This window comes from Ornithinimicrobium ciconiae (assembly GCF_007197575.1).
Taxonomy (GTDB): domain Bacteria; phylum Actinomycetota; class Actinomycetes; order Actinomycetales; family Dermatophilaceae; genus Ornithinicoccus; species Ornithinicoccus ciconiae.
In genome coordinates, this window is record NZ_CP041616.1 from 3,706,852 (window position 1) to 3,728,587 (window position 21,736).

23 protein-coding genes are annotated in these 21,736 nt (G+C 70.8%); 8 read left to right on the forward strand and 15 right to left on the reverse strand.

Translation table 11 applies throughout. The annotated features are described in order from the left end of the window. Positions 1–65 precede the first annotated feature (65 nt). The gene (locus FNH13_RS17150) at positions 66–746 is read left to right on the forward strand and encodes a MarR family winged helix-turn-helix transcriptional regulator (RefSeq protein ID WP_143784563.1); all 681 of its coding nucleotides are present in this window, start codon (positions 66–68) and stop codon (positions 744–746) included. A gap of 137 nt (positions 747–883) precedes the next feature. Here FNH13_RS17150 and FNH13_RS17155 read toward each other — a convergent pair whose 3' ends face one another. Next, positions 884–2,194 carry an ammonium transporter gene (locus FNH13_RS17155; RefSeq protein ID WP_143785208.1) on the reverse strand — a complete coding sequence of 437 codons (1,311 nt, stop codon included), beginning with the start codon at positions 2,192–2,194 and terminating at the stop codon, positions 884–886. A gap of 188 nt (positions 2,195–2,382) precedes the next feature. Next, entirely contained in the window at positions 2,383–3,324 is a 942-nt protein-coding gene (locus FNH13_RS17160; RefSeq protein ID WP_229576635.1) for an o-succinylbenzoate synthase, read from the reverse strand. A gap of 157 nt (positions 3,325–3,481) precedes the next feature. Between FNH13_RS17160 and FNH13_RS17165 the strand changes: the two genes are divergently transcribed. The 6 genes from FNH13_RS17165 (at position 3,482) to FNH13_RS17190 (ending at position 8,101) form a co-directional block, all read left to right on the forward strand. After that, complete coding sequence (locus tag FNH13_RS17165; RefSeq protein ID WP_143784565.1) at positions 3,482–3,895, forward strand: VOC family protein; 414 nt, start codon at positions 3,482–3,484, stop codon at positions 3,893–3,895. Between the two features lie 66 nt (positions 3,896–3,961). Beyond that, the gene (locus tag FNH13_RS17170) at positions 3,962–4,891 is read left to right on the forward strand and encodes a 1,4-dihydroxy-2-naphthoyl-CoA synthase (RefSeq protein ID WP_143784566.1); all 930 of its coding nucleotides are present in this window, start codon (positions 3,962–3,964) and stop codon (positions 4,889–4,891) included. 145 nt (positions 4,892–5,036) lie between these two features. After that, positions 5,037–5,714 carry a hypothetical protein gene (locus tag FNH13_RS19370; RefSeq protein WP_202878818.1) on the forward strand — a complete coding sequence of 226 codons (678 nt, stop codon included), beginning with the start codon at positions 5,037–5,039 and terminating at the stop codon, positions 5,712–5,714. A gap of 76 nt (positions 5,715–5,790) precedes the next feature. After that, complete coding sequence (locus FNH13_RS17180; RefSeq protein ID WP_143784567.1) at positions 5,791–6,939, forward strand: AMP-binding protein; 1,149 nt, start codon at positions 5,791–5,793, stop codon at positions 6,937–6,939. A 37-nt stretch (positions 6,940–6,976) separates the two neighbouring features. After that, the gene (locus tag FNH13_RS17185; RefSeq protein WP_321169239.1) at positions 6,977–7,222 is read left to right on the forward strand and encodes a PLDc N-terminal domain-containing protein; all 246 of its coding nucleotides are present in this window, start codon (positions 6,977–6,979) and stop codon (positions 7,220–7,222) included. A gap of 3 nt (positions 7,223–7,225) precedes the next feature. Then, positions 7,226–8,101, forward strand: coding sequence for a 1,4-dihydroxy-2-naphthoate polyprenyltransferase (locus FNH13_RS17190; RefSeq protein WP_143784569.1), 876 nt, complete (start codon positions 7,226–7,228; stop codon positions 8,099–8,101). Between the two features lie 225 nt (positions 8,102–8,326). Here FNH13_RS17190 and FNH13_RS17195 read toward each other — a convergent pair whose 3' ends face one another. From FNH13_RS17195 to FNH13_RS17230, 8 genes are read right to left on the reverse strand one after another with little or no spacing between them, the layout of a single operon-like run. After that, on the reverse strand, positions 8,327–8,587 hold the full coding sequence (locus tag FNH13_RS17195) for a DUF4229 domain-containing protein (RefSeq protein ID WP_165700163.1): 261 nt from the start codon (positions 8,585–8,587) through the stop codon (positions 8,327–8,329). A gap of 4 nt (positions 8,588–8,591) precedes the next feature. Next, positions 8,592–9,620 carry a c-type cytochrome biogenesis protein CcsB gene (ccsB, locus tag FNH13_RS17200; protein ID WP_143784571.1) on the reverse strand — a complete coding sequence of 343 codons (1,029 nt, stop codon included), beginning with the start codon at positions 9,618–9,620 and terminating at the stop codon, positions 8,592–8,594. Then, positions 9,617–11,224: a cytochrome c biogenesis protein ResB gene (gene resB / locus FNH13_RS17205; protein WP_143784572.1), complete on the reverse strand. Its 1,608-nt coding sequence runs from the start codon at positions 11,222–11,224 to the stop codon at positions 9,617–9,619. The genes ccsB and resB overlap by 4 nt, the downstream gene beginning before the upstream one ends. Further along, positions 11,224–11,964, reverse strand: coding sequence for a cytochrome c biogenesis CcdA family protein (locus FNH13_RS17210; RefSeq protein ID WP_143784573.1), 741 nt, complete (start codon positions 11,962–11,964; stop codon positions 11,224–11,226). The genes resB and FNH13_RS17210 overlap by 1 nt, the downstream gene beginning before the upstream one ends. Positions 11,965–12,003: 39 nt before the next feature. Beyond that, positions 12,004–12,612: a TlpA family protein disulfide reductase gene (locus FNH13_RS17215; RefSeq protein WP_143784574.1), complete on the reverse strand. Its 609-nt coding sequence runs from the start codon at positions 12,610–12,612 to the stop codon at positions 12,004–12,006. An 8-nt stretch (positions 12,613–12,620) separates the two neighbouring features. Beyond that, positions 12,621–13,268: a histidine phosphatase family protein gene (locus tag FNH13_RS17220; protein WP_143784575.1), complete on the reverse strand. Its 648-nt coding sequence runs from the start codon at positions 13,266–13,268 to the stop codon at positions 12,621–12,623. Between the two features lie 44 nt (positions 13,269–13,312). Further along, positions 13,313–14,629, reverse strand: coding sequence for a glutamate-1-semialdehyde 2,1-aminomutase (gene hemL / locus FNH13_RS17225; protein ID WP_143784576.1), 1,317 nt, complete (start codon positions 14,627–14,629; stop codon positions 13,313–13,315). Further along, positions 14,623–15,159, reverse strand: coding sequence for a MarR family winged helix-turn-helix transcriptional regulator (locus tag FNH13_RS17230; protein ID WP_143784577.1), 537 nt, complete (start codon positions 15,157–15,159; stop codon positions 14,623–14,625). Before FNH13_RS17230 ends, hemL begins: the two co-directional genes overlap by 7 nt. A gap of 155 nt (positions 15,160–15,314) precedes the next feature. Between FNH13_RS17230 and FNH13_RS17235 the strand changes: the two genes are divergently transcribed. Beyond that, on the forward strand, positions 15,315–15,866 hold the full coding sequence (locus FNH13_RS17235; protein WP_143784578.1) for a YceI family protein: 552 nt from the start codon (positions 15,315–15,317) through the stop codon (positions 15,864–15,866). 75 nt (positions 15,867–15,941) lie between these two features. On the opposite strand, the gene hemB is transcribed toward FNH13_RS17235, so the two are convergent. From hemB to FNH13_RS17260, 5 genes are read right to left on the reverse strand one after another with little or no spacing between them, the layout of a single operon-like run. Further along, complete coding sequence (hemB, locus tag FNH13_RS17240; protein ID WP_202878991.1) at positions 15,942–16,922, reverse strand: porphobilinogen synthase; 981 nt, start codon at positions 16,920–16,922, stop codon at positions 15,942–15,944. 53 nt (positions 16,923–16,975) lie between these two features. Then, on the reverse strand, positions 16,976–18,613 hold the full coding sequence (locus FNH13_RS17245; protein WP_165699942.1) for a bifunctional uroporphyrinogen-III C-methyltransferase/uroporphyrinogen-III synthase: 1,638 nt from the start codon (positions 18,611–18,613) through the stop codon (positions 16,976–16,978). A 4-nt stretch (positions 18,614–18,617) separates the two neighbouring features. After that, positions 18,618–19,556, reverse strand: coding sequence for a hydroxymethylbilane synthase (gene hemC / locus FNH13_RS17250; protein WP_143784580.1), 939 nt, complete (start codon positions 19,554–19,556; stop codon positions 18,618–18,620). Between the two features lie 23 nt (positions 19,557–19,579). Further along, the gene (hemA, locus tag FNH13_RS17255) at positions 19,580–20,974 is read right to left on the reverse strand and encodes a glutamyl-tRNA reductase (RefSeq protein WP_143784581.1); all 1,395 of its coding nucleotides are present in this window, start codon (positions 20,972–20,974) and stop codon (positions 19,580–19,582) included. Continuing rightward, entirely contained in the window at positions 20,971–21,636 is a 666-nt protein-coding gene (locus tag FNH13_RS17260) for a redox-sensing transcriptional repressor Rex (protein ID WP_229576543.1), read from the reverse strand. Before FNH13_RS17260 ends, hemA begins: the two co-directional genes overlap by 4 nt. Positions 21,637–21,736: the final 100 nt, after the last annotated feature.

Consider the following 21,736-nt stretch of genomic DNA (forward strand, 5'->3'; position numbering starts at 1 on the left):
TCCTGCGACGGTCCCCACGCAGCAAGACAGAGCGTTCGACGCGGACCCGCAGAAGGGATGCACTGATGCATCGCCCCACACACTCAGACATCACGAACACCACCGACCCCTTCCACGACGGCCCTCGTGGGCGCCGCGGACACCGTCGTCACCGCGGCCCGGGCGGCCATGGCCGCAGGGGCGGACGCCCCGCCCCACGTCCGGTCGACCCCGAGGCCTCGGAGCTTGAGCTGATCCAGCACCTGGCGCGCCACCTGCGGCGCGGCTCCGCGGTGGAGACCGCCCCCTGGGGCCTGTCACCACACCAGGCTCGTGCGCTGGCGGTCATCTCCCGCGCCGCCGGACGCCGGCACCACCGTGGGTCGAACAGCGAGTCCCCTCAGGGTGAGACCTCCGACAGCCCGACCGCGACCAACGAGACTGCGGAGCCGACTCGGGACCTCCCCGCGGTCTACACCGGCCTGCGCCTCGGGGCGCTTGCCGAGTGGCTGCAGATCGCGCCGCGGTCGGCGACCGAGGTCGTCGACGGGTTGGAGGAGCTGGGCCTGGTGGCCCGCACCCCTGACCCGGAGGACCGCCGCGCCATCCTGGTCGGGCTGACCGACCAGGGCCGGCAGGTCGCCTCCGAGATCCGGGCCGCCCGCAAGGCCCAGACCGAGACACTCCTCGAGGAGCTCAGCACCGAGGACCGCGCCCAGCTGCGCGCCTCACTGCTGACACTGTTGGAGGCCGCCACCTCACGGTGAGCCATCCGCCATCGACACAGCGAGCCCCCGCACATCACTGTGCGGGGGCTCGCTGCCGTGGTGGGCCTGCCCGGACAACCCGTCACTGTCCAGACCCTGGGATCGGCCACCCGTGCGGGTGCCACGTTCTGGGTGCGTCAGACGCCGGCGCCCTCCCGCGCCGTGCCGTCCCCGGTGACCTCGTCCGCGGACACTCCGCGGTCGCCGTCGGCGGTCAGGCCGTCCAGCGGACCGAACTCATAGGCCAGCTCGGCGTGCTCGGACAGGTCGACCCCGCGCTCCTCGTCCTCGGCCGAGACCCGGAAGCCGACCGTCCTGGCGATCGCCAGGGCGATCACGAAGGTCAGGACGGCCGTGAAGGCCACCGTGAAGACCGCGGCCACGATCTGGGCCACGAGCTGGTCGAGCCCGCCGCCATACAGGAGGCCACCGCCGGCGCCCTCAACGGGCAGCGCCAGGAAGCCGATGCCCACGGTGCCGATCAGGCCGGCAACCAGGTGCACGCCGACGACGTCGAGCGCGTCGTCATAGCCGAAGCGATACTTCAGTCCGATGGCGAGCGCTGCCCCGCAGCCGGCCACCAGGCCGAGGGCGAGCGAGCCCACGGGGCTGACGGAGGCGCAGGCCGGGGTGATCGCGACCAGTCCGGCGACCACACCGGACGCGGCGCCCAGCGAGGTCGGGCGACCGTCCCGAATCCGCTCCACGAGCATCCAGCCGAGCATCGCTGCCGCGGGGGCCGCCAGGGTGTTGACCCAGATCAGGCCGGCCTCCTCGGCCGAGCCCGCGGCGCCACCGTTGAAGCCAAACCAGCCGAACCACAGCAACGCTGCGCCGATCATCACCAGCGGGACGTTGTGCGGGCGGTGGAAGCCGCGACCCCAGCCGGTGCGTCGCCCGAGCACGTAGACGAGCACGAGGGCGGCCACGCCCGCGTTGATGTGGACCACGGTGCCACCGGCGAAGTCGATCGCCTCGCCGAACGTGCGGCCGATCGCACCCTCCGCGGAGAGCAGGCCCCCGCCCCAGACCATGTAGGCCAGCGGGCAGTAGACCAGCGTCACCCAGATGGGAACGAAGACGGTCCAGGCGCTGAACCGGGTGCGGTCGGCCACCGCACCGGAGATCAGGGCGACCGTGATGATCGCGAAGGTTGCGCCGAAACCGATGCCGATCAGGTCAGCGGTGCCGACGTGCTCGGAGAGCCCGAAGTCGGCGGTGGGGTCACCGACCAGTCCGCCGAGGATGCCCGGGGCCGAGGTCATGCCATAACCCCACAGCACCCACACCACCCCGACGAGCCCGATCGAAACGAAGCTCATCACCATCATGTTGAGGGCGGCCTTGGCCCGTGCCATGCCGCCATAGAAGAACGCCAGCCCGGGCGTCATCAGCAGCACGAGTGCCGCCGACACCATCACCCAGACGTCTGTCGCTGTCAGTTCCATCATCTGCCTCCAGCTGCCGGGACGCGCCAGGAGCCGCGTCATGCCGGGAGTCTGCGCCGGTGGTGTTTCGCGGTCGCGGCAGCAATGTTTCGGGCGTATGACGGGGGTTACGTTCCCGTGAATTCTCGCGAGGCCACGCGCTGGGTGGGTCGGATCTCGCCAGCCCACGTGCCCGGTGGGGCGACGGGTCAGAGCAGGGCGTGACAGCGGGCGAGGCGCCGTAGCCACCAGTCGCGGCGCTCACCGGTCAGCTCGTGGCCAGCCATCCCCGGCATCTCGTCGGCGGCGACCACGGCCTGCGCGTCGGCGACCCAGATCTCCCCGCCGACCGGCACCAGAGGACGTTGCGCCACGTCGGCGGCCAGCAGCCCGACGGTGCCCAGGCCGCACGCGTGGTCGAGCTGCGGGAGGGCCGCGGCCAGTGCGACACCGGCGGCGATCCCGACCGAGGTGTCGAGGGCGCTCGAGACCACGGCCGGCAGGCCGCACTCGGCCACGATCGCCAGCGCGGCCGCCACCCCACCGAGCGGGGCGACCTTCACCACGACCAGGTCGGCGGCACCCTCGCGCGCCACCCGCACAGGGTCCTCGGCGCGGCGCACGGACTCATCCGCCGCGATCGGCACGTCCACCCCGTCGCGCGCCAGGACCAGCCGCAGCTCGGCCAGCTCGGCGACCTCGGCACAGGGCTGCTCGGCATACTGCAGGTCGTATGCCGACAGCCGGGTCAGCGCCTCCCTCGCCTGCTCGACCGACCAGGCGGCGTTGGCATCCACCCGCAGGTGCACCCGCGGGCCGAGCAGCGCCCGGACCTCGGCGACGCGGGCGACATCGTCGTCCACCGTCTGCCCACGCTCGGCGACCTTGACCTTGACGGTGCGGCACCCGTCGAACCCGGCGAGGACTCCGGGCACCTCCCCGGGTGTCACGGCAGGGACGGTCGCGTTGACCTCGACGGCGTCTCGCACCGGCTTCGGCCAGCTCCCCCAGGCAGCCTCCAGACCGGCGGCGAGCCAGCGGGAGGCCTCGGCGTCGGCATACTCCGGGAAGGGCCCGAACTCGCCCCACCCATGCGGTCCGCGGAAGATCACCGCCTCCCGGACGTCGACCCCACGGAAGCGGACGCGCATCGGCAGGGCCACCGGAGTGGCGGACGCGAGAAGTTCCGGGAGATCGGGGGTCACCGGGCCAGCGTAGGACGGTGCCGGTCCGCAGCCGACGCCGACGCCGACGCCGACGCAAGATCATCCCGGTTGCCCTGTCGGTCGTGACGGGCATGCTGGGTGGATGGCACTGAAGTGGTACTCCGTCGTGATCGACTGCCTGGACCCCCACGCGCAGGCGCGCTGGTGGGCCGAGGTGCTGGACTGGTCCGTGGCCTACGAGGCGCCCGACGAGGTGGTCCTCGTGCCCCGGCACGCGATGGAGGAGGGCGGCCCCGTCGCCGACCTCGACACCTGGATGCGCCGCGGCCAGGGCCTGGTCTTTGGCGTGGTGCCCGAGGGCAAGGAGGTCAAGAACCGCCTCCACCTCGACCTGGCGCCCCACGTCAGCCAGGACCGGGACGTCGAGATCCACCGCCTGCTGGAGATGGGCGCCACCGAGGTGGACGTCGGCCAGGACCCCCAGGAGGTGACCTGGACCGTGCTCGCGGACCCGGAGGGCAACGAGTTCTGCGTGCTGTCCACACGAGACCGGTGAGGGGTGAGTCTGCCGTGGCCAGAGCCAGGTGCCCGCCGCTGACGCCACGTGGCTAACCTGAGCGGCGTGAGCGAGCAGACCAGCCAGGCAGCCAACCCGTTCGACCCGACGCAGTGGGAGGCGGTCGAGGGATTCGACTTCACCGACATCACCTACCACCGCGCCCGCGACGTGGGGGCGGTGCGGATCGCCTTCGACCGTCCCGAGGTGCGCAACGCCTTCCGCCCGCACACGGTCGACGAGCTCTATCGCGCCCTCGACCACGCGCGGATGACGCCGGACGTGGGTGTCGTCCTACTCACCGGCAACGGACCGAGCCCCAAGGACGGCGGCCACGCGTTCTGCTCCGGAGGCGACCAGCGCATCCGCGGCCGCTCGGGCTATCAGTATGCCGAGGGCGAGACCGCGGACACCGTCGACCAGGCCCGGGTCAAGGCAGCCGGGGGCCGACTGCACATCCTGGAGGTGCAGCGACTGATCCGCACCATGCCCAAGGTGGTGATCGCGGTGGTCAACGGGTGGGCCGCCGGCGGTGGTCACTCCCTGCACGTCGTCTGCGACCTCACCATCGCCTCGCGCGAGCACGCCCGGTTCAAGCAGACCGACGCCGACGTTGGCAGTTTCGACGCCGGCTACGGCTCGGCCTACCTGGCCCGCATGGTGGGCCAGAAGTTCGCCCGCGAGATCTTCTTCCTCGGCCGGACCTATGACGCAGAGCAGATGCATCAGATGGGTGCGGTCAACCTGGTGATTGATCATGCCGACCTGGAGCGCGAGTCGCTGACCGTCGCCCGCGAGATCATGGGCAAGTCCCCCACCGCGCAGCGGATGCTGAAGTTCGCCTTCAACCAGATCGACGACGGGCTGATGGGGCAGCAGGTCTTCGCCGGCGAGGCGACCCGGCTGGCTTACATGACGGACGAGGCCGTCGAGGGACGCGACGCTTTCTTGGAGCGCAGGGACCCCGAGTGGGGCCCGTTCCCTTGGTACTTCTGAGTCGGCAGCTTGCCAATCTGTGACTAAGCCCACGGAACGAATCCGCAGGTGGCGAGGTCACAGGCCTGATGAGGATTTATCCAGCATCGCCATCGCGTGGGAGAATCCCACCTGAGACTTTTCACGTTTGGGGAGGAACCCGACTATGCGACGTTCACTAGTGGCCGCTCTGGCCGTTCCGGCTCTGCTGCTGTCCGCCTGTGGCGACGGCGACGAGCCCGAGGTGCAGGACGCACCCACCACCGAGGAGCAGACCTCCGAGGAGCCCACCACCGAGGAGCCGACGGACGAGGCTCCGACCACCGAGGCGCCGGCCCCCACCACGGAGGAGCCGACCACCGAGGAGCCGACCACCGAGGAGCCCACCGACGACGGCGCCACGACCGAGGAGCCGACCGACGACGGCGCCACGACCGAGGAGCCCACTGACGACGGTGGCGAGAACGCCTCCGGTGATGGGCAGGCCGCAGCCGACCGCACCAAGGAGTGGCTGGTCGCCTTCGTCAACGGCGAAGAGGCTGTCTGCGACCTCATGCTGGACCTCGACAGCGAGGGCCCGATGAAGGACGACGAGACGGACTACCCGATCTGCGTCGCCACCTTCCCCAGCATGGCCAGCAGCATGTTCGACGCCGAGACCGCCGGCATCATCGAGTCCATGCAGATCAACGGCGCCGACGTGACCGGCGACACCGCCATCGTCAACAAGGACCACTTCTCCGCGCTGTTCGCCGAGGGCATGGGCGACCAGGTCATCACCCTGCGGATGGTCGACGGCGAGTGGTATGTCGACATGAACGAGAGCTTCAACGCGGAGAAGTGACCTACCCCGCGAACTAACAGGCCAGTGAGCCGGACTCCCTCGGGGTCCGGCTCCTGCCATTTCATAACCTGTGACGATGCCGCCCACCTCCGACGCGACCATCTCCGAGCACCTGCGCGCCGCCGAGCGCGCGCTCGCGGGCAGTGGCGTGGTGCTCACGACGTCCGGCTCGACGGGACAGCCCAAGTCTGTCGTCCTGTCCGCGGACGCTCTCCGTGCCTCGGCGGCCGCGACCGCCGAGCGCATCGGTGGGCCCGGGCAGTGGCTGCTCACGCTGCCGACCGACCACGTCGCAGGCTGGCAGGTGGTGGTGCGTTCGGCGCTGGCTGGCACTGTTCCTGCCCGGCTCGACGGCTCGTTCACCGTCGCGGCCTTCACGGCCGCAGCAGCGACTCTCACCGGGCGGCGCCGCTATGTCTCGCTGGTTCCGACCCAGGTCGTGCGCCTGGCCGAGGACCTGGCGGGGCTGGCGACACTCGCCACGTTCGACGCCGTCCTGGTCGGGGGCGCCGCGCTCCCCACCTCCGTCAGAGAGCGCACGGAAGCCGCAGGGATCCGGGTGCACCGCACCTATGGCATGACCGAGACCTCCGGTGGCTGTGTGTATGACGGGACGCCCCTCCCCGGCGTCGGCATCCGCTTGGACGAGGGTCGGGTCCGCCTCTCCGGGTCGGTGCTCGCCACGGAGTATGCCGGGGACCCGCACCTGACCGCGGAGCGCTTCGTGACCGACGATGACGGTCGGCGTTGGTTCGTCACCGATGACGTCGGCGAGCTCGACGTCCAGGGCCGGCTGCACCTGCTCGGCCGCATGGACGACCTGATCAACACCGGCGGGTTCAAGGTCGCCCCGCGACCGGTCGAGGACGCCCTGCTGGGCCTGCCCCAGATCCGGGATGCCCTCGTGCTCGGGGTGCCCGACGCGGAGTGGGGAGAGCGGGTGGCCGCGGTGCTCGTCGCCCAGACCCCTCACGCACATACCCCTCACGCACAGCACCCCCACACCCTGGGTGGCGACGCGGAGGCGAGGGGTGCACGGCCGGGTGTGTCCGACATACGGGACCTGGTGCGGGATGTCCTGCCGGCCCACGCTCTGCCCCGTCAGGTGCTCTGGGTGGAGGAGTTGCCGCTGCTGCGCTCCGGCAAGCCGGACCGGGCGGCGCTGAGGGCAATGTGTGCAGGTGAGAGTGGCACAATGGACCCTTACCGCGGATCCGCGGACTGAACGAAAACTCGGAGGGAGACAGGTGCTCAGGGTGGCGATGGCCGTGGCCGTGCTGGCCTTCACCGTCTATTGCGTCGTCGACGTGGTCCAGACGGAGGAGGACAAGGTCCGGGGGCTGCCCAAGCTGGTGTGGCTCCTGGTCGTGCTGATCGTGCCGCTCGCCGGGGGGCTCAGCTGGCTGATCGCGGGACGCGCCCGTGGCATCCTCCAGCCCCGCCCGCAGACGCGTCCGCGGGGTCCGCGCGGCCCGGACGACGACCCCGACTTCCTCCGGGGCATCTAGGACGTGGCCTCGCTCGCTCAGTGGGTCGAGGGTGCTCGACCCCGGACCTTCCCTGCCGCCATCGCGCCTGTCGCGGTCGGCACCGGCTCGGCGCACGTGCTCGGCAGCTCCGACCTCGGACTGGCCCTGCTCGCGCTCCTGGTCTCCCTGGCCCTGCAGATCGGCGTGAACTACGCCAATGACTACTCCGACGGCGTCCGCGGCACGGATGAGGAGCGGGTCGGCCCGATCCGCCTCGTCGGGCAACGGCTGGCCGACCCGGCCAACGTCAAGCTCATGGCCTTCCTGTGGTTCGGGTTCGCGGCGCTCTGCGGCCTGGCGCTCGTCGCGCTGTCCAACACGCCCGTCCTCCTGTTGATCGGGGTCGCGGCGATCGTGGCCGCCTGGCGCTACACCGGCGGAGACAACCCCTACGGCTATCGCGGTCTCGGGGAGGTGATGGTCTTCATCTTCTTCGGGCTGGTCGCGGTGCTCGGCACCACGTGGACACAGGCCCACTCCCTGGACGCGGCGTCCTGGTCCGGCGCGGTGGGTGTTGGGTCCATCACCTGCGCGGTCCTGGTCGCCAACAACCTGCGGGACATCCCGGGCGACACCACCTCCGGCAAGCGCACCCTCGCGGTGCGGATGGGGGACCGCCGGACCCGCCAGCTGTATGTCGGGCTGCTCGCCCTCCCCCTGCTGGCCGCCGGCATCGCTGCGCTGCTGCACCTGTGGGCACTGCTCGCGCTCCTGTCCGCGCCGCTGGGCTATCTGGCCGCCCGGCCGGTCCTGCGGGGCGCGCTCGGTCGGGATCTGGTGCCGGCGATCGGGAGCACCGGGCGCTACCTGCTGGGCTACTCCGCGCTGCTGACGCTCGGGCTGGTCCTGTCAGTCTGACCTGGCCCTGCGCGCCAGAGCACGCCACGCACGTCCAATCACGCGCCCGCAGGCCCAGCCATGCTCCAGCCGCCCCCGCGTGTCGCGCACAGTGCACCAATCGTTGCGGCGTGGCGAGGGCTGGGACGCCCAGAGCGTCGCACGGTTTCCGCACACGCCACACATTCGGCTCATACCCACGGGTTGCGGCACACGCACGCCACGAGTCACGCTCGGCGGCACCGCTCAGCGGTAGTCCTGGTCCTCGACCTCTTCGTCGGTGCGCTGGTCGTCCAGCGCCTCAGCGCGCCGCGCGCGCTTCTCCTCCAGGCGTGCCTCGATCTTGCGGGCCGCCTCCTCCCGCGGTCCGGCCAGGACGAACAGCGAGGTGACCATGGAGAAGAGCGCTCCGAAGACCACGGCCCAGAGCTCGGGGACGCCGATCAGGAGTAGGACCAGCGTGACGACCAGGAACAGGCCGAGGCGGTAGATCGAGTATTTCAGCACCTGCTCACAGCCCCGAGTAGGAGTGCCAGCCGACGAAGAAGACGTTGACGACGGCGTAGTTGATGATGATGGAGACGAAGCCGGCGACGGCGAGCCAGGTGGCCTTGCGGGCGGCCCAGCCAGAGGTCGCCCGGGCGTGCAGGTAGGCGGCGTAGACCACCCAGATCACGAAAGTCCACACCTCCTTGGGGTCCCAGCCCCAGTAGCGGCCCCAGGCCTGCTCGGCCCAGATCGCCCCGGCGATGAGCGTGAAGGTCCACAGCGGGAAGGCCACGATGTGGATGCCGTAGGTGATCCGCTCGAGGGCCTTGCTCTCCGGCAACGCCGCGAGCCACCCGGTGACCGGGCCGCGCTGCTCTGCGCGGTCCTTGGCCAGATAGAGCAGCGCCACGGCGCAGCCGATCGTGAACAGCGCCACGGACAGCGTCGCGATCGTGACGTGGATGATCAACCAGATCGAGTTCAGCGACGGCATCAGCTTGGACGCCTCGGTGTGCCACGACACCATGGCCAGGCCCAGGGTCACCAGGACCGGCAGCGTGACGAACAGGCCGAGCCAGAGCCGGTCCTTGCGCAGGCTCCACAGGGAGTAGACGACCAGCGTGAACATGCAGGCGACCAGGGCAAACTCATACATATTGCCCAGCGGGGCGCGGCCCACGGACAGGCTGCGCATGACGACGGCCGCCACGAGGGCGAAGGTCGCCAGCCAGGTCACCTGCAGACCGATGATGCCCCAGCGACGGGTCGGGGCCGGCGCGTCGGTCTCCGGCGGGGCCAGGACGTCCACACCACCGCCAGACTCGCCACCCTCGGATTCGCCACCCTCGGATTCGCCACGGCCGGACTCGCCAGCTGCGGCCCCGGCGGACTGCGCGTCCACGCCTGACGGACGCACGCCCTCCGACGCGCGCTCGCGGCCGGATCCGGTCACGGCGAGGTGAGCCGCGAAGGCGAGCATCGCCACAGCCAGTGCCACCATCGCCGCCCAGACCGCGATGTCGGCATTGCGCGCCAGTTCCTGGTCGATCATGCGTCGTCCTTCACTCGTGCCGTGATCTCCTCGACGAGGGAGTCGAGATAGTCCTGCAGGTTGGGGTCCGAGCCCTTCGCCAGACCCGCGACCACCAACCCAGTATGCCGCTCGCCGCCCTCCGCGCCGTCCTCACCCGGGGGCTGCACCCGGACGAACACCCGGCGCCGTTTCACGGTCAGCATCGCGATCAGCGCACCGAGCAGGACGATGGAGCTGATCAGCACCGGCACTCGGCCCGGGTCGTGCCGCACCACCAGCCCGCCCCACCGAACGACATCGTCAAAAATCACGGTGCCCCGGTCGCCAGGCAGCTCGATCGTCTCGCCCGGCCGGAGCAGGATCCGGGAGACATCACCGTCGCCGGTCTCGATCTGCTCCATCTGTGCGGTGTCCAGCGTGTAGACCGACTGGGGGCGGCCACCCGGAAAGAGCGTCCCCTCATAGACGCCCAGCGCGAGGACCGGGTCCATCAGATCCGGGAACGTCGAGGTGGGGCCAAGTGCTTCGACGAATCCGCCGAAGGTCGGCAGGAAGGCACCGTAGAACCCCAGTTGCGGATCGGCTGCCGGGACCTTGGTCGCGCCGGTAGACGTGTAGTTGTCGTCCTGGGGCAGGAAGGGTGAGACGAAGGTGCCCAAGGAGTTGCCGCCACCATCGGTCACCGTGATGACCGGGGCATAGCCGTTGCCGAGCAGGAAGACCGAGGTCGTGCCGAAATGCAACGGGTTGTTCACCCCGAAGGTCTGCTGCACCTCTGCGGCACCAGGCTCATCCGTGGTGGTCACTGCCGCCTCGAAGAGTCGCGGCGCCCCGAACTGCGATCCGCCGGCCTCGGTCTCGAAGCGCACATCGAGCCGGTCCATGCGCAGCGAGAACGGCTGGATGGAGTTCTCGTCCACCCACGGTCCGGCCTCCAGGGTGTCGAACCGGGCCGCCTGGGCGGTGAAGGTCTCCCCCTCAGCCAGGATGATCTCGCCCCGCCACCCCCACAGGTGACCGACCGCGACAGAGACGATGACAGCCAGCAGCGAGATGTGAAAGATGAGGTTGCCGGTCTCGCGCAGGTAGCCGCCCTCGGCGCCGATGTCGTGCTCACGGCCCGCCTCGACCGGACGAATCCGCAGGCGCCGGCGGCGGAGTGTCGCGCGGGCCGCGTCGAGGACCACCTCGGGGTCGGCCGCCAACTGGGTGGTGGTGTGCGCCTCGAGGCGGCTCAGGTTGCGCGGCGCCCGCGGCGGCTGGGCGCGCATCGTCCTCCAGTGCTGGCCAGCCCGCGGCACGATGCAACCGATCAGGGAAACCATCAGCAGCAGATAGATCGCGGCAAACCACGGTGAGGAGTAGACATCGAACAGGCTGAACCGATCCAGCCACTCCCCAGCCGTGGGGTTGTCCCGGATGTATTCGTTGACGCGGGCCGGGTCCACGCTGCGCTGCGGCCAGATCGAGCCGGGGACGGCCGCGACGGCCAGCAGCATCAGCAGCATCAGCGCGGTGCGCATGCTGGTCAGTTGCCGCCACATCCAGCGCAGCCAGCCGACCAGCCCGAGCCTGGGCTGAGTGACCGGCTCCCGGAAGGGTGTCTTGTGTGTCTGCGTCATCACAGCACCGTCCGGAATCCGTCGACCAGGCGAGTCTGGATCCACGTGGTCACGCCGTCCCAGACGCCGGTCACCATCAGCAGGCCGAGCAGGATCAGGGTCGCGCCGCCGATCGCCGACACGATGCGGTGCCGGTCCCGCAGCCACCGGGAGAGTCGGCTCACCCAGCCCAGGCCCGCGGCCACCAGCAGGAAGGGCAGACCAAGCCCGATGCAATAGGCAATCGCGAGGACCGTCCCGCGAGCCACAGTGGCCTCATCAGGAGACATCGACGCGCCGAGAGTCTGGATGGCTGCCAGCGCCGGTCCGGTGCAGGCGGTGAACCCCAGGCCGAAGACCACACCGAGCAGAGGTGCTCCAGCGATCCCCGCGGCCGGACGCCAGCGCGGCCCGAAGCTGGCACCGGGGTTCAACAGCATGATCAGACCGAGCGCGATAACCACCGCCCCACCGATGCGCAGCAACAGATCCTGGTGCTCCACCAGGGTCAGCGCCAGGCCCGAGACGACGACGCTCATCGTGATGAACACCGCGCTGAAGCCAGCGATGAACAGGGCGGTCCCCGCGAGCAACCGACCCCGGCCACCGTCCTCGGTGGCCTCAGTGGTCATCCCGCCGAGATAGCCGAGGAAACCGGGCACGAGCGGCAGCACGCACGGGGAGGCGAAGCTGACCAGGCCGGCGAGCGCGGCAACGGCGAGCGCCGCGAGCAGTGGTCCGCTGAAGACGAGCTCACTCACGCGAGTGCCATGGGGTCGCCGGGCTCGTGGGATCGACGGTCACTGCTCGAGCACATCCTCGACCAGGCCCTGCAGGGTCGCGTCGTCAACCTGTCCGGCGACCCGGGCAGCCAGCCTGCCCTCCTGGTCCAGCACCAGCGTGGTGGGCCGCGGGTTGGCCATCCCCTGCAGTTGCAGGAGCGTCTTGCCGCCGTCGTCGACGAGGGACTGGTAGGGCATGTCGTGACGCTGCTCAAAGGCCAGGGCCGCCGAGGCTGAGTCGCGATCATTGACGCCGATGAACTGGACGGGATCCCCACTCTCCTGGAAGTGGGCGTGGGCCGCCTTCAGGTCCGGGACCTCTTCCACACAGGGCCCGCACCAGGAGCCCCAGACATTGATGACCAGGACGTCGCCGAGCGCCGCCTGTGAGGACCAGGGCTCCAGCTCGACCTCGCCGCCTGCCGAGCCGGCCCCGACGATGGCCTGGCCGTTCAGCTCGATCACCCGCGTCCGGTCCTCCGGGGCGAGCTGCTCGACGGTGCCGTCGCCGGAGACATAGCCCTTCTGGCTGCCGTCCCGCGCCTGACCGCTGACCGTGTTGCCGTCGTCACTGCACGCGCTCAGGAGCAGGGCCGCGGCGGCCAGCAGGATCGATCCGCGCCTCACCCGCCGCCTCACGTGCCGGCTCCGGGGGCCGCGACAGCCAGCAGGGCGGCTGCGGGCTCGGCATAGTCCAGCGTGACCGGCTCGTCGCCGACATAGGTGATCGTGGTGACGGAGGCGAGTGTGCACTGCCGCTGGCGCGGGTTGTGCCAGAGCCGGCGACCCTCGATGCTGCGACGCAGCGTCTCGATCGGGAGCTGGTGACTGACCAGCACCGCCTCGTGGCCGCGTGCGGCGCGACGGGCGGCCTCGACGGCCGCGTGCATCCGGGTGGCGATGTCGCGGTAGGCCTCACCCCAGGAGGGCGTTCTGGGGTTGCCCAGCCTGCGCAGGTGCTGCCACTGGAGCAACTGCCTTGGGTCGGCCCCGACCGTCGTGCCCTCGAAGCTGTTGCCCGCCTCGATGAGACGCTCGTCCGATCCGACCTCCAGCCCCAGGGCCCGCCCGATCGGTGCCGCGGTCTGCTGGGCACGTTCCAGCGGAGAGGCCACCAGGTGCACGATGTCGCGACCGGTCATGAACTCGGCGACCTGCTCGGCCATCTGCTCCCCGAGGGGCGACAACCGGTAGCCGGGCAGGCGCCCATAGAGGACCCGCCCGGGATTGTCGACCTCACCGTGGCGGACCACGTGGACGAGGGTGCGGGTGCCAGCGGTCATGGCGGCAATTGTCCCATGCATCCCTGGGTGGGAACCTCAGCCCCTCAGCCGATGTCGGCGACCGCCCCCGGCAGGGCGCTGAGCACCGTCTCGACGGCCTCGTCGTCCATCGCCGCCGACACAAACCACGTCTCAAAGGCACTGGGCGGCAGGTGGACGCCGCGACGCAGCATGCCGTGAAAGAAGCGACCGAAGGCAGCCGTGTCCTGCGCCTGGGAGTCGGCATAGTTGCGGACCTGCCCGTCCCGGAAGAACACGCTGAACATCGATCCCGCCCACTGGATGCGGTGCGCCACCCCGGCCCGGGTGAACTCGTCGGTGACGGCACCGGCGATGGTGCGGGACACCTCGTCGAGTCGGGCATAGACCTCGGGCGTGCACAGTCGCAGCGTGGTCAGGCCCGCGGCACTGGCGACCGGATTGCCCGACAGCGTGCCGGCCTGATAGACCGGTCCCTCCGGGGCCAGCTGGGCCATCAGGTCGGCCCGCCCCCCGAAGGCGGCCGTGGGGAAGCCCCCGCCCATCACCTTGCCGAAGGTGAACAGATCGGGTGCGCCCGCGGCATACGGCCCCTCGAGCCCGAACCATCCCGCGACGCTGCACCGGAAGCCGGTCATCACCTCGTCCGAGATCAGCAACGCGCCGTGCGCGGCGGTCACCTGGCGCAGCGCCTCGGTGAAGCCTGGCTCGGGCGGGACCACGCCCATGTTGCCGGGGCAGGCCTCGGTGATGACGGCAGCGATCTGCCCGCCTCGCTCGGCGAAGGCCGCCTCCAGGGCGGGCACGTCGTTGTAGGGCAGCACGATGGTCTCGGCCGCGCTGCTGGCCGGCACCCCGGCGGAGTCGGGCAGCGCAAAGGTGGCCAGTCCCGAGCCAGCAGCAGCCAGGAGGGAGTCCACGTGGCCGTGATAGCAGCCGGCGAACTTGACGATGACGCTGCGCCCGGTGGCCCCCCGGGCCAGACGGATCGCGCTCATCGTGGCCTCGGTGCCCGAGTTGACCAGGCGCACCTGCTCCACCGGGGCGACCCGGGCGACGATCTCCTCGGCCAGGGCCACTTCGTGCTCGCTAGGGGTGCCAAAACTGAAGCCGTCAGCCGCGGTCGTCCGGACCGCCTCGAGCACCTCCGGATGGGCGTGGCCCAGGATCATCGGCCCCCAACTGCAGACCAGGTCCACATAGCGGCGTCCGTCGACGTCGGTCAACCAGGGGCCGCTCGCCGAGCGCATGAACCGGGGGGTCCCGCCCACCGAGCGGAACGCCCGCACCGGGGAGTTGACTCCCCCGGGGATGACGTCGCGAGCACGCCGCAGCAGGCTTGCCGACTCGGCAGCCTCGTCGGGATAGGGGATGTTCAGCACTCTTCCTCCGAGACGTCGTAGGCCTCCACGATCCGGGCCATCGCCCGGCCGAGCGCGGCGAACTCGTCGGGGTCCAGCCGGTCGATCAGCACCCGGCGGACATCACGCACGTGCACCGCGGACAGCTCCTTGAGGACCTCCCAGCCCTTGGGCGCCAGGATGAGTTCGACGCCACGACGGTCCTCGCGGACCGCACGGCGCTCCACCCAGCCGAGCTTCTCGAGACGGGTGGCGGTGTGGGTCAGGCGGCTGCGGGACTGCACGACGCGCTGGGCCAGGGCGGACATCCGCAGCCTGCCGCCGGGCGCCTCCGAGAGCATGGACAGGATCTCGTACTCCGTCAGCCGGGTGCCGTGCTCGGTGAGGCCCTCGTCCAGGGCCACCGTGATCAACCGGGAGGCGCGCAGATAGGCACGCCAGGCGCCCTGCTCCTGCGCGCTGAGCCACCGCACGTCCTCCCCGACGTCGGCAGGGTCCTGACCGGGCGCCGTGGGAGCGCGGCCCGGATCCCCGGGGATGCTGTCCTGCATGGGTCGAGTCCTCCTGCAGTGGTCCACTGGCCAAAGATGTGTTGGAGTTGATGGGGGATGCGTTGACTGATCGTACCCAGTCGGAATATAGTTGAACCATCAATGGTTATCCCCAGTGACGAGCACATCCGCCAAGCACCCCTCAGGAGTTCAGTATGACCGTCTTCAACAGCCTGGCCCCGGGCACCTACACCGTCGACCCGACCCACACCGAGATCGGGTTCACCGCCCGTCACATGATGGTCGCCAAGGTCCGCGGCACCTTCCAGGAGTTCACCGCTGACGTCGTCGTGGGCGAGACCCTCGCCGAGTCCGTGGTGACCGCCGAGGTCCAGCTGACCTCCGTCGACACCCGCAACGAGGACCGCGACACCCACCTGCGCACCTCTGACTTCTTCGATGTCGAGAACCACCCGACCATGACTTTCCGTTCCACCGAGATCACCGAGTCCTCGCTGACCGGTGACCTGACCATCAAGGGCACCACCCGCCCGGTCACCTTCGACCTGGAGTTCAACGGCGTCTCCCCCGACCCGTGGGGCGGCACCCGCGCGGGCTTCGAGGCCACCACCGAGGTCAACCGCAAGGACTGGGACCTGACCTGGAACGTCGCCGTCGAGGGTGGCGGTGTGCTCGTCTCCGAGAAGGTCAAGCTGCACCTGGACGTCGAGCTGGTCGCGCCGGCCGAGGAGAGCGCTCAGGCCTGAGCCCCGGCTCACCCCTGACCCCACACATCAGGAAACCCCCGCACCATCCGGTGCGGGGGTTTCCTGTGTGAGCAATCAGTGCGTGAGCAGCCCCGCCGCATGGACGGCGTAGTAGGTCAGCACCACCTGGGCTCCGGCGCGCCGCACCGCCGTGAGCGACTCCAGCACGGTGCGATCCCGGTCGAGCCAGCCGCGTTCGGCGGCAGCCTCGATCTGGGAGTACTCCCCCGAGACCTGGTAGGCGGCGACCGGCACGTCTGAGACCTCCGCGACCTGGCGCACGATGTCCAGATAGGGCAGGGCCGGCTTGACCATCACCAGGTCCGCCCCCTCGGCCAGGTCGAGGCGCAGCTCGCGCAGCGACTCGGTCGCGTTGGCGGGGTCCTGCTGATAGGTCTTGCGGTCGCCCTGCAGGCTGGACCCCACCGCCTCCCGGAACGGGCCGTAGTAGGCCGAGGCGTACTTGGCGGTGTAGGCGAGCACCGACACGTCGGCGAAACCCGCCGCGTCCAGGGCCGCCCGGATGACCGCGACCTGCCCGTCCATCATCCCGGAGGGCCCGACCACATGGGCACCGGCACGGGCCTGCGCGAGGGCCATTTCGGCATACCGCTCCAGCGTCGCGTCGTTGTCCACCCGACCCCGGTCATCAAGCACTCCGCAGTGCCCGTGGTCAGTGAACTCGTCCAGGCACAGGTCGGACATGAGGACGGTCTCGTCCCCCAGCTCGGCGCGCAGGTCCTCCAGCGCCACATTGAGTATGCCGTCGGGCCGGGTTCCCCAGAGCCCCTCAGCATCCTTGTGCTCAGGGGTCGGCACCCCAAACAGCATCAGCCCACCGACACCGGCCTCGACCGCCGCGACGGCCGCGCGGCGCAGCGAGTCACGGGTGTGCTGCACCACGCCGGGCATCGAGCTGATCGGTGCGGGCTCGGTGATGCCTTCGCGGACAAAGACCGGCAGCACCAGGTCGGCCGGGGAGAGCCTGGTCTGCGCCACCAGCCGGCGCAGGGCCGGGGTGGTGCGCAGACGCCGGGGCCGCTCCACCGGAGCCAGGCCGAGGCCACGGCTCCCGAGGGCATCTCCACCCGCTGCGCCGGACGCTCCGTTCACGCGCGGACTCGCGCGGCGCCCCGTCGGCCGGCGGTCCGGCGCTGGCTGGGACGGACCGGCTCTCCGGCGGCCCGGGCGGCCAGGGTCAGCTCGGCACCGTGCCGGGCGAGCGCGTCGACGAGGGCAGCGGCGTTCGGCTCCGGTGCCACGACGTCAACCCGCAGTCCGTGCTCCTCAGCCGTCTTGGCGGTGGCGGGTCCGATGCACGCCACGACCGTGTTGGGGTGTGGCTTGCCCGCGATGCCGACCAGGTTGCGCACCGTCGAGGAGGATGTGAAACAGACCGCGTCAAAGGCACCGCCCTTGATAGCGTCCCGGATCGGCGCGGGTGGCGGTGCGGCCCGCACGGTGCGGTAGGCCGTCACGTCGTCGACCTCCCAACCCATCTCGATCAGGCCCGCCACGAGGGTGTCCGTGGCGATGTCTGCCCGGGGCAGGAAGACCCGGTCGATGGGGTCGAGCACGTCGTCATACTCGGGCCAGTCGGCGAGCAGGCCGCGGGCGGACTGCTCGGTGGAGGGGATCAGGTCGGGCTCGATCCCCCACTCGCGCAACGCGTCGGCGGTGACGCCACCGACCGCTGCGATCTTGAGGCCGGCGAAGGAGCGCGCGTCCAGACCCAGCTCGGTGAACTTCTCCCGCACCGCGCGCACGGCGTTGACGGAGGTGAAGCCGATCCACTCGTAGCGCCCGGTCACCAACCCACGGATCGCCCGGTCCATCTGCTGCGGTGTCCGTGGTGGTTCGACACTGATGGTCGGCACGACCTTGGAGGAGGCACCGTGCGAGGCGATCCGCTGGGTCATCGTGCCGGCCTGGTCCCTGGTGCGGGGCACCAGCACGTTCCAGCCGAAGAGCGCCTTGGTCTCAAACCAGCTCAGGTCCGCACGCTGCTCCACGGCGCGGCCCACGACCACGACCCCGGCGCTGTCGTGCTCGGCGAGCGTGGCCTCGGCGGACCCCAGGTCGGTCACCAGGCTCCGCTGTTCCACCGTGGTGCCGTGCTCGGTCACGCAGACCGGCGTCTGCGGGTCGCGCCCGGCTCGGCGCAGGCCGGACAGCGCCTTGCGCAGTTCGGTGGGCGATCCCAACAGGACCACGGTGACGCCGTCGGCGACAGAGGTGGACCAGTCGGTGCGGGAGTCCGCGGCATCGATGATGTGGACCTCGCCGGCCTCGGCAGAGGTGAGGGGCACGCCGGCATAGGTCGGCACCGACGAGGCGATGGAGACGCCCGGGACGACCTCGAAGGGCACGCCGGCACCGCGACAGGCGAGGGCCTCCTGGCTCAGCGTGGTGAAGGCTCCGGGGTCGCCGGCCATCACGCGCACCACCAGGGTGTCGGGCTGCTTGAGTGCTCGCGCCTCCCGGACCAGGAGCTTGGCCCGGGCCGCCGGCGACCGGCGTGGTCCGCCGACCGCGGCAGCGTGCACGACCGTGGCGTCCTCGCGGAGCAGCCCGGCCAGCCGTTCCCCGGTCTCCGGGTCGTCGACCACGACGGTGTCGGCGCGCGCGAGATAGTCCCTAGCTCGCACGGTGAGCAGCCCGAGGTCGCCGGGGCCCGCACCAACGAAGGCGACGCGGGCGCCGATCTCTGGCGGTGCGCTAGGGGGTGCTGCTGTGCTGGTGCTCACGTGATCACGCTCCAGGGTGTTGTGCTGTGGGGGTCTTGAGGAGGCTCGGCCGGTCCTGCGGAGCCAGGTGGGTGAGGAAGTGGTGGGCCATCTCGTGGCCGAGGTCAACGGGGGTCGTGCCGCGCAATGTGTGCCGCAGGAGTCCCTCGCTCGTCCCGATGACGGCGTCCAGGACGAGGGCATCTCCGTGGCGGGTGGCCAGCGCCCCGATCGGAGCGCTGCAGCCTGCCTCCAGAGCTCCCAGCAGCGCCCGCTCGGCCGTCACGGCCTCACGGGTGGGGGCGTGGTCGAGCTGCATCAGGAGGCGGGTGGTCTCGCGGTCGTCGGTGCGACACTCCACGGCCAGGGCGCCCTGGCCTGGGGCGGGGAGCATGACCGCGGGCTCGAGCACCTCGCTGGCCTCGGCGATGCGCCCCAGGCGCCGGAGTCCGGCTGCCGCCAGCACGATCGCGTCGAGGCTGCCGTCGGTCACCTTGCCGATCCGACGACCGACATTGCCGCGCAGCCCGACCACCGTGGTGTGCGGTGCCGCGGCCTCGAGCTGTACCGCTCGGCGCGGCGACCCGGTGCCGATCACGGCCCCCTCGGGCAGGTCGGCCAGACGCAGCCGGTCCCGGGAGATCACGATGTCCCGCGGGTCCTCGCGCTCCGGGATGGCAGCGACGACGAGGCCTGCCTCCTCCCCCACGGGGAGGTCCTTCAACGAGTGGACGGCCAGGTCGATGCGTCCCTCCTGCAGCGCCTCTCGCAGGGCCGAGACGAAGACGCCGGTGCCCCCGATCTGCGTGAGCGGCGCGCTCGAACGGTCGCCCTCGGTCGAGACCAGGACGAGCTCCACCTCATGGCCCAGGGCACGGAGCTGGTCAGCCACCCAGCCGGACTGTGAGGTGGCCAGCTCGCTGGCCCTGGTGCCGAGCCGCAGCGAGCGGCGGTCGTGGGTCATGGTCGTTCCTCCAGCGTTCGCACTCATGGCAGCCCACCCACGCGGGGCGGCGCGTCCACGGCAGCGGTCTCGCGCGGGTCCAGGTCGAAGAGTTCACGCAGCAGAGCGACGTAGTTGCTCTCCGAGTCACGGGCAGCCAGCGCCTTGGCCCGCACGGTCGGGGTGTGCAGCAGCTTGTCCAGGATCCGTCGCACGCTCTGGTGCACCTCGGCGCGGTCCTGCTCGGGGAGGTCGGGAAGACGCTGGTCGAGCCGGTCGAGCTCCACGTCCGCGACCGCCGCAGCCCGAGAGCGCAGCACGGCCAGCGTGGGCCCGACCTGCGCGGAGCGCCGGGTCGCCAGATAAGCGGCCACCTCGCCCGTGACCAGTTCGCGCACGGTGCCCAGCACCGTCTGGACCTCCTGCGGAGTGGGGTCCGGCGTCCCCGGGACGGAGTGCTGCGCCCCCGCGCCCAGATCCACACCAGTGGCCGTCTCGTCCCCCGTCTCGTCCCCGCCCCGGGCGGCCAGCTCGGTCAGCTCCCGCAGGCCCAGCACGGTCACCCCGGGCAGCTCGCCCACCTCGGGGTCGACGTCGCGGGGCATCCCCAGGTCCACCAGGACCAGGGGCCGGGCAGAGCGGTCGGTGGCGCCCAGGAGCTGTTGGGTGATCACGTGGCCCGTGGCACCGGTGCAGGTGAGCACCAGGTCGGCCCCGGCCAGTTGGGACTCCAGCTCGCTCCAGCCGAGCGCGCGGGCGCCGTGCGCCAGCGCCAGTCGCTGCGCTCGCTCCAGGGTGCGGTTGACCACGGTCAGCGCCCCGACCCCGGCGCGGGACAGGGAGGCCGCTGCCAGTCCGGACATCGCACCGGCACCGACGACCAGCGCCCTCGCGCGCCCCAGGTCGCCGAGCACATCTCGCGCGCCGTGCAGTCCCATGGTGACCAGGGAGCGCGCGACCCGGTCCAGGTCGGTCTCGGAGTGCGCACGCTTGCCGACGCGCAGGGCCTGCTGGAAGAGGGGGTTGAGGACGGAGCCCAGCTGCGCCTCGCGCTGACCGGCCCGCAGCGACTCCCGGAGCTGTCCGAGGATCTCGCTCTCACCGAGCGCCATCGACTCCAGGCCGCAGGCCAGGGAGAACAGGTGATCGACGGCCCGCTCCTCGTAGTGCACATAGAGGTGCGGCGTGAGCTCGACCAGGTCGACGCCTGACTGAGCAGCGAGGGCGGCACCGACCTGGGCGACCGCGCCATGGAAGCTGAGGGCCTCGGCATACACCTCGGTGCGGTTGCAGGTGGTCAGGACGAGCGTCTCGCTGACGTCGTCGAGACCCACCACCCCGGCGGCCAGGGCGCGCGCGCGGGCCTGGTCCAGGGAGACACGCTCGAGCAGCTCCAGGGGCGCACTGTGGTGGGAGACCCCGACGACGAGCACACTCATCCCATCGCCTCCTTCTCGGCGTCGCCCCGGAGGGGGTCGTGCGTGGAGGGGGCGAGCAGTCGCCGCTGCTCGTGGAAAGCGAGAATCTGCAGCTCGGTGCCGAGGTCAACCCCACGCACGTCGACACCCTCGGGCAGGCTCAGATAGCCCGGGGCGAAGTTGAGGATGGAGCGCACCCCCATGCCCACCAGACGCTCGGCGACCTGCTGCGCGGCCGGACTCGGGGTCGCCACCACGCCGATGGCGACCGTCGGCCCGGAGTCCTCAAGCTCATCCAGGGTGGTGACGATCAGTCCCTCGACGTCTGTGCCGACCACGTCGGGATCGTCGTCGACGAGCGCGACGATCCGGAAGCCGCGGTCGGAGAACCCGCCGTAGGACGCCAACGCACGGCCCAGGTTGCCCATCCCGACGATCACCACGGGCCACTCCTGGGTCAGCCCCAGCTCCTGGGCGATCTGTGCCGCCAGGAGCTCGACCTCATAGCCCACCCCGCGCACCCCGTAGGTGCCCAGGTGGGACAGATCCTTGCGCAGCTGGGTGGAACGGACCCCGGCCAGGGAGGCGAGCTCTCCGGAGGAGATGCTGGTGACCCCTCGGTCGTGCAGAGAGGTCAGTGCCCTCAGATACAGCGGCAGCCTGCCGACAGTGGCATCAGGCACGCCACCTGCGCGACGGGCAGACTCGGGCACCACCTCGGCACCGGCTCCTCTCGACCGCGACCAAGGCCCTATACCAGCAGCCGGTCAGTGGGATTCAGGG

What these genes read in the sequence shown, in the direction of transcription:
- FNH13_RS17165 (WP_143784565.1), top strand. Translation starts at nt 3,482, where the DNA reads ATGGCACTGAAGTGGTACTCCGTCGTGATCGACTGCCTGGACCCCCAC.
- FNH13_RS17185 (WP_321169239.1), top strand. Translation starts at nt 6,977, where the DNA reads ATGGCCGTGGCCGTGCTGGCCTTCACCGTCTATTGCGTCGTCGACGTG.
- hemA (WP_143784581.1), bottom strand. Translation starts at nt 20,974, where the DNA reads ATGAGTGTGCTCGTCGTCGGGGTCTCCCACCACAGTGCGCCCCTGGAG.
- hemC (WP_143784580.1), bottom strand. Translation starts at nt 19,556, where the DNA reads ATGACCCACGACCGCCGCTCGCTGCGGCTCGGCACCAGGGCCAGCGAG.
- FNH13_RS17220 (WP_143784575.1), bottom strand. Translation starts at nt 13,268, where the DNA reads ATGACCGCTGGCACCCGCACCCTCGTCCACGTGGTCCGCCACGGTGAG.
- ccsB (WP_143784571.1), bottom strand. Translation starts at nt 9,620, where the DNA reads ATGATCGACCAGGAACTGGCGCGCAATGCCGACATCGCGGTCTGGGCG.
- FNH13_RS17155 (WP_143785208.1), bottom strand. Translation starts at nt 2,194, where the DNA reads ATGGAACTGACAGCGACAGACGTCTGGGTGATGGTGTCGGCGGCACTC.
- FNH13_RS17230 (WP_143784577.1), bottom strand. Translation starts at nt 15,159, where the DNA reads ATGCAGGACAGCATCCCCGGGGATCCGGGCCGCGCTCCCACGGCGCCC.
- FNH13_RS17180 (WP_143784567.1), top strand. Translation starts at nt 5,791, where the DNA reads ATGCCGCCCACCTCCGACGCGACCATCTCCGAGCACCTGCGCGCCGCC.
- FNH13_RS17235 (WP_143784578.1), top strand. Translation starts at nt 15,315, where the DNA reads ATGACCGTCTTCAACAGCCTGGCCCCGGGCACCTACACCGTCGACCCG.
- FNH13_RS19370 (WP_202878818.1), top strand. Translation starts at nt 5,037, where the DNA reads ATGCGACGTTCACTAGTGGCCGCTCTGGCCGTTCCGGCTCTGCTGCTG.
- resB (WP_143784572.1), bottom strand. Translation starts at nt 11,224, where the DNA reads ATGACGCAGACACACAAGACACCCTTCCGGGAGCCGGTCACTCAGCCC.
- FNH13_RS17160 (WP_229576635.1), bottom strand. Translation starts at nt 3,324, where the DNA reads ATGCGCGTCCGCTTCCGTGGGGTCGACGTCCGGGAGGCGGTGATCTTC.
- FNH13_RS17150 (WP_143784563.1), top strand. Translation starts at nt 66, where the DNA reads ATGCATCGCCCCACACACTCAGACATCACGAACACCACCGACCCCTTC.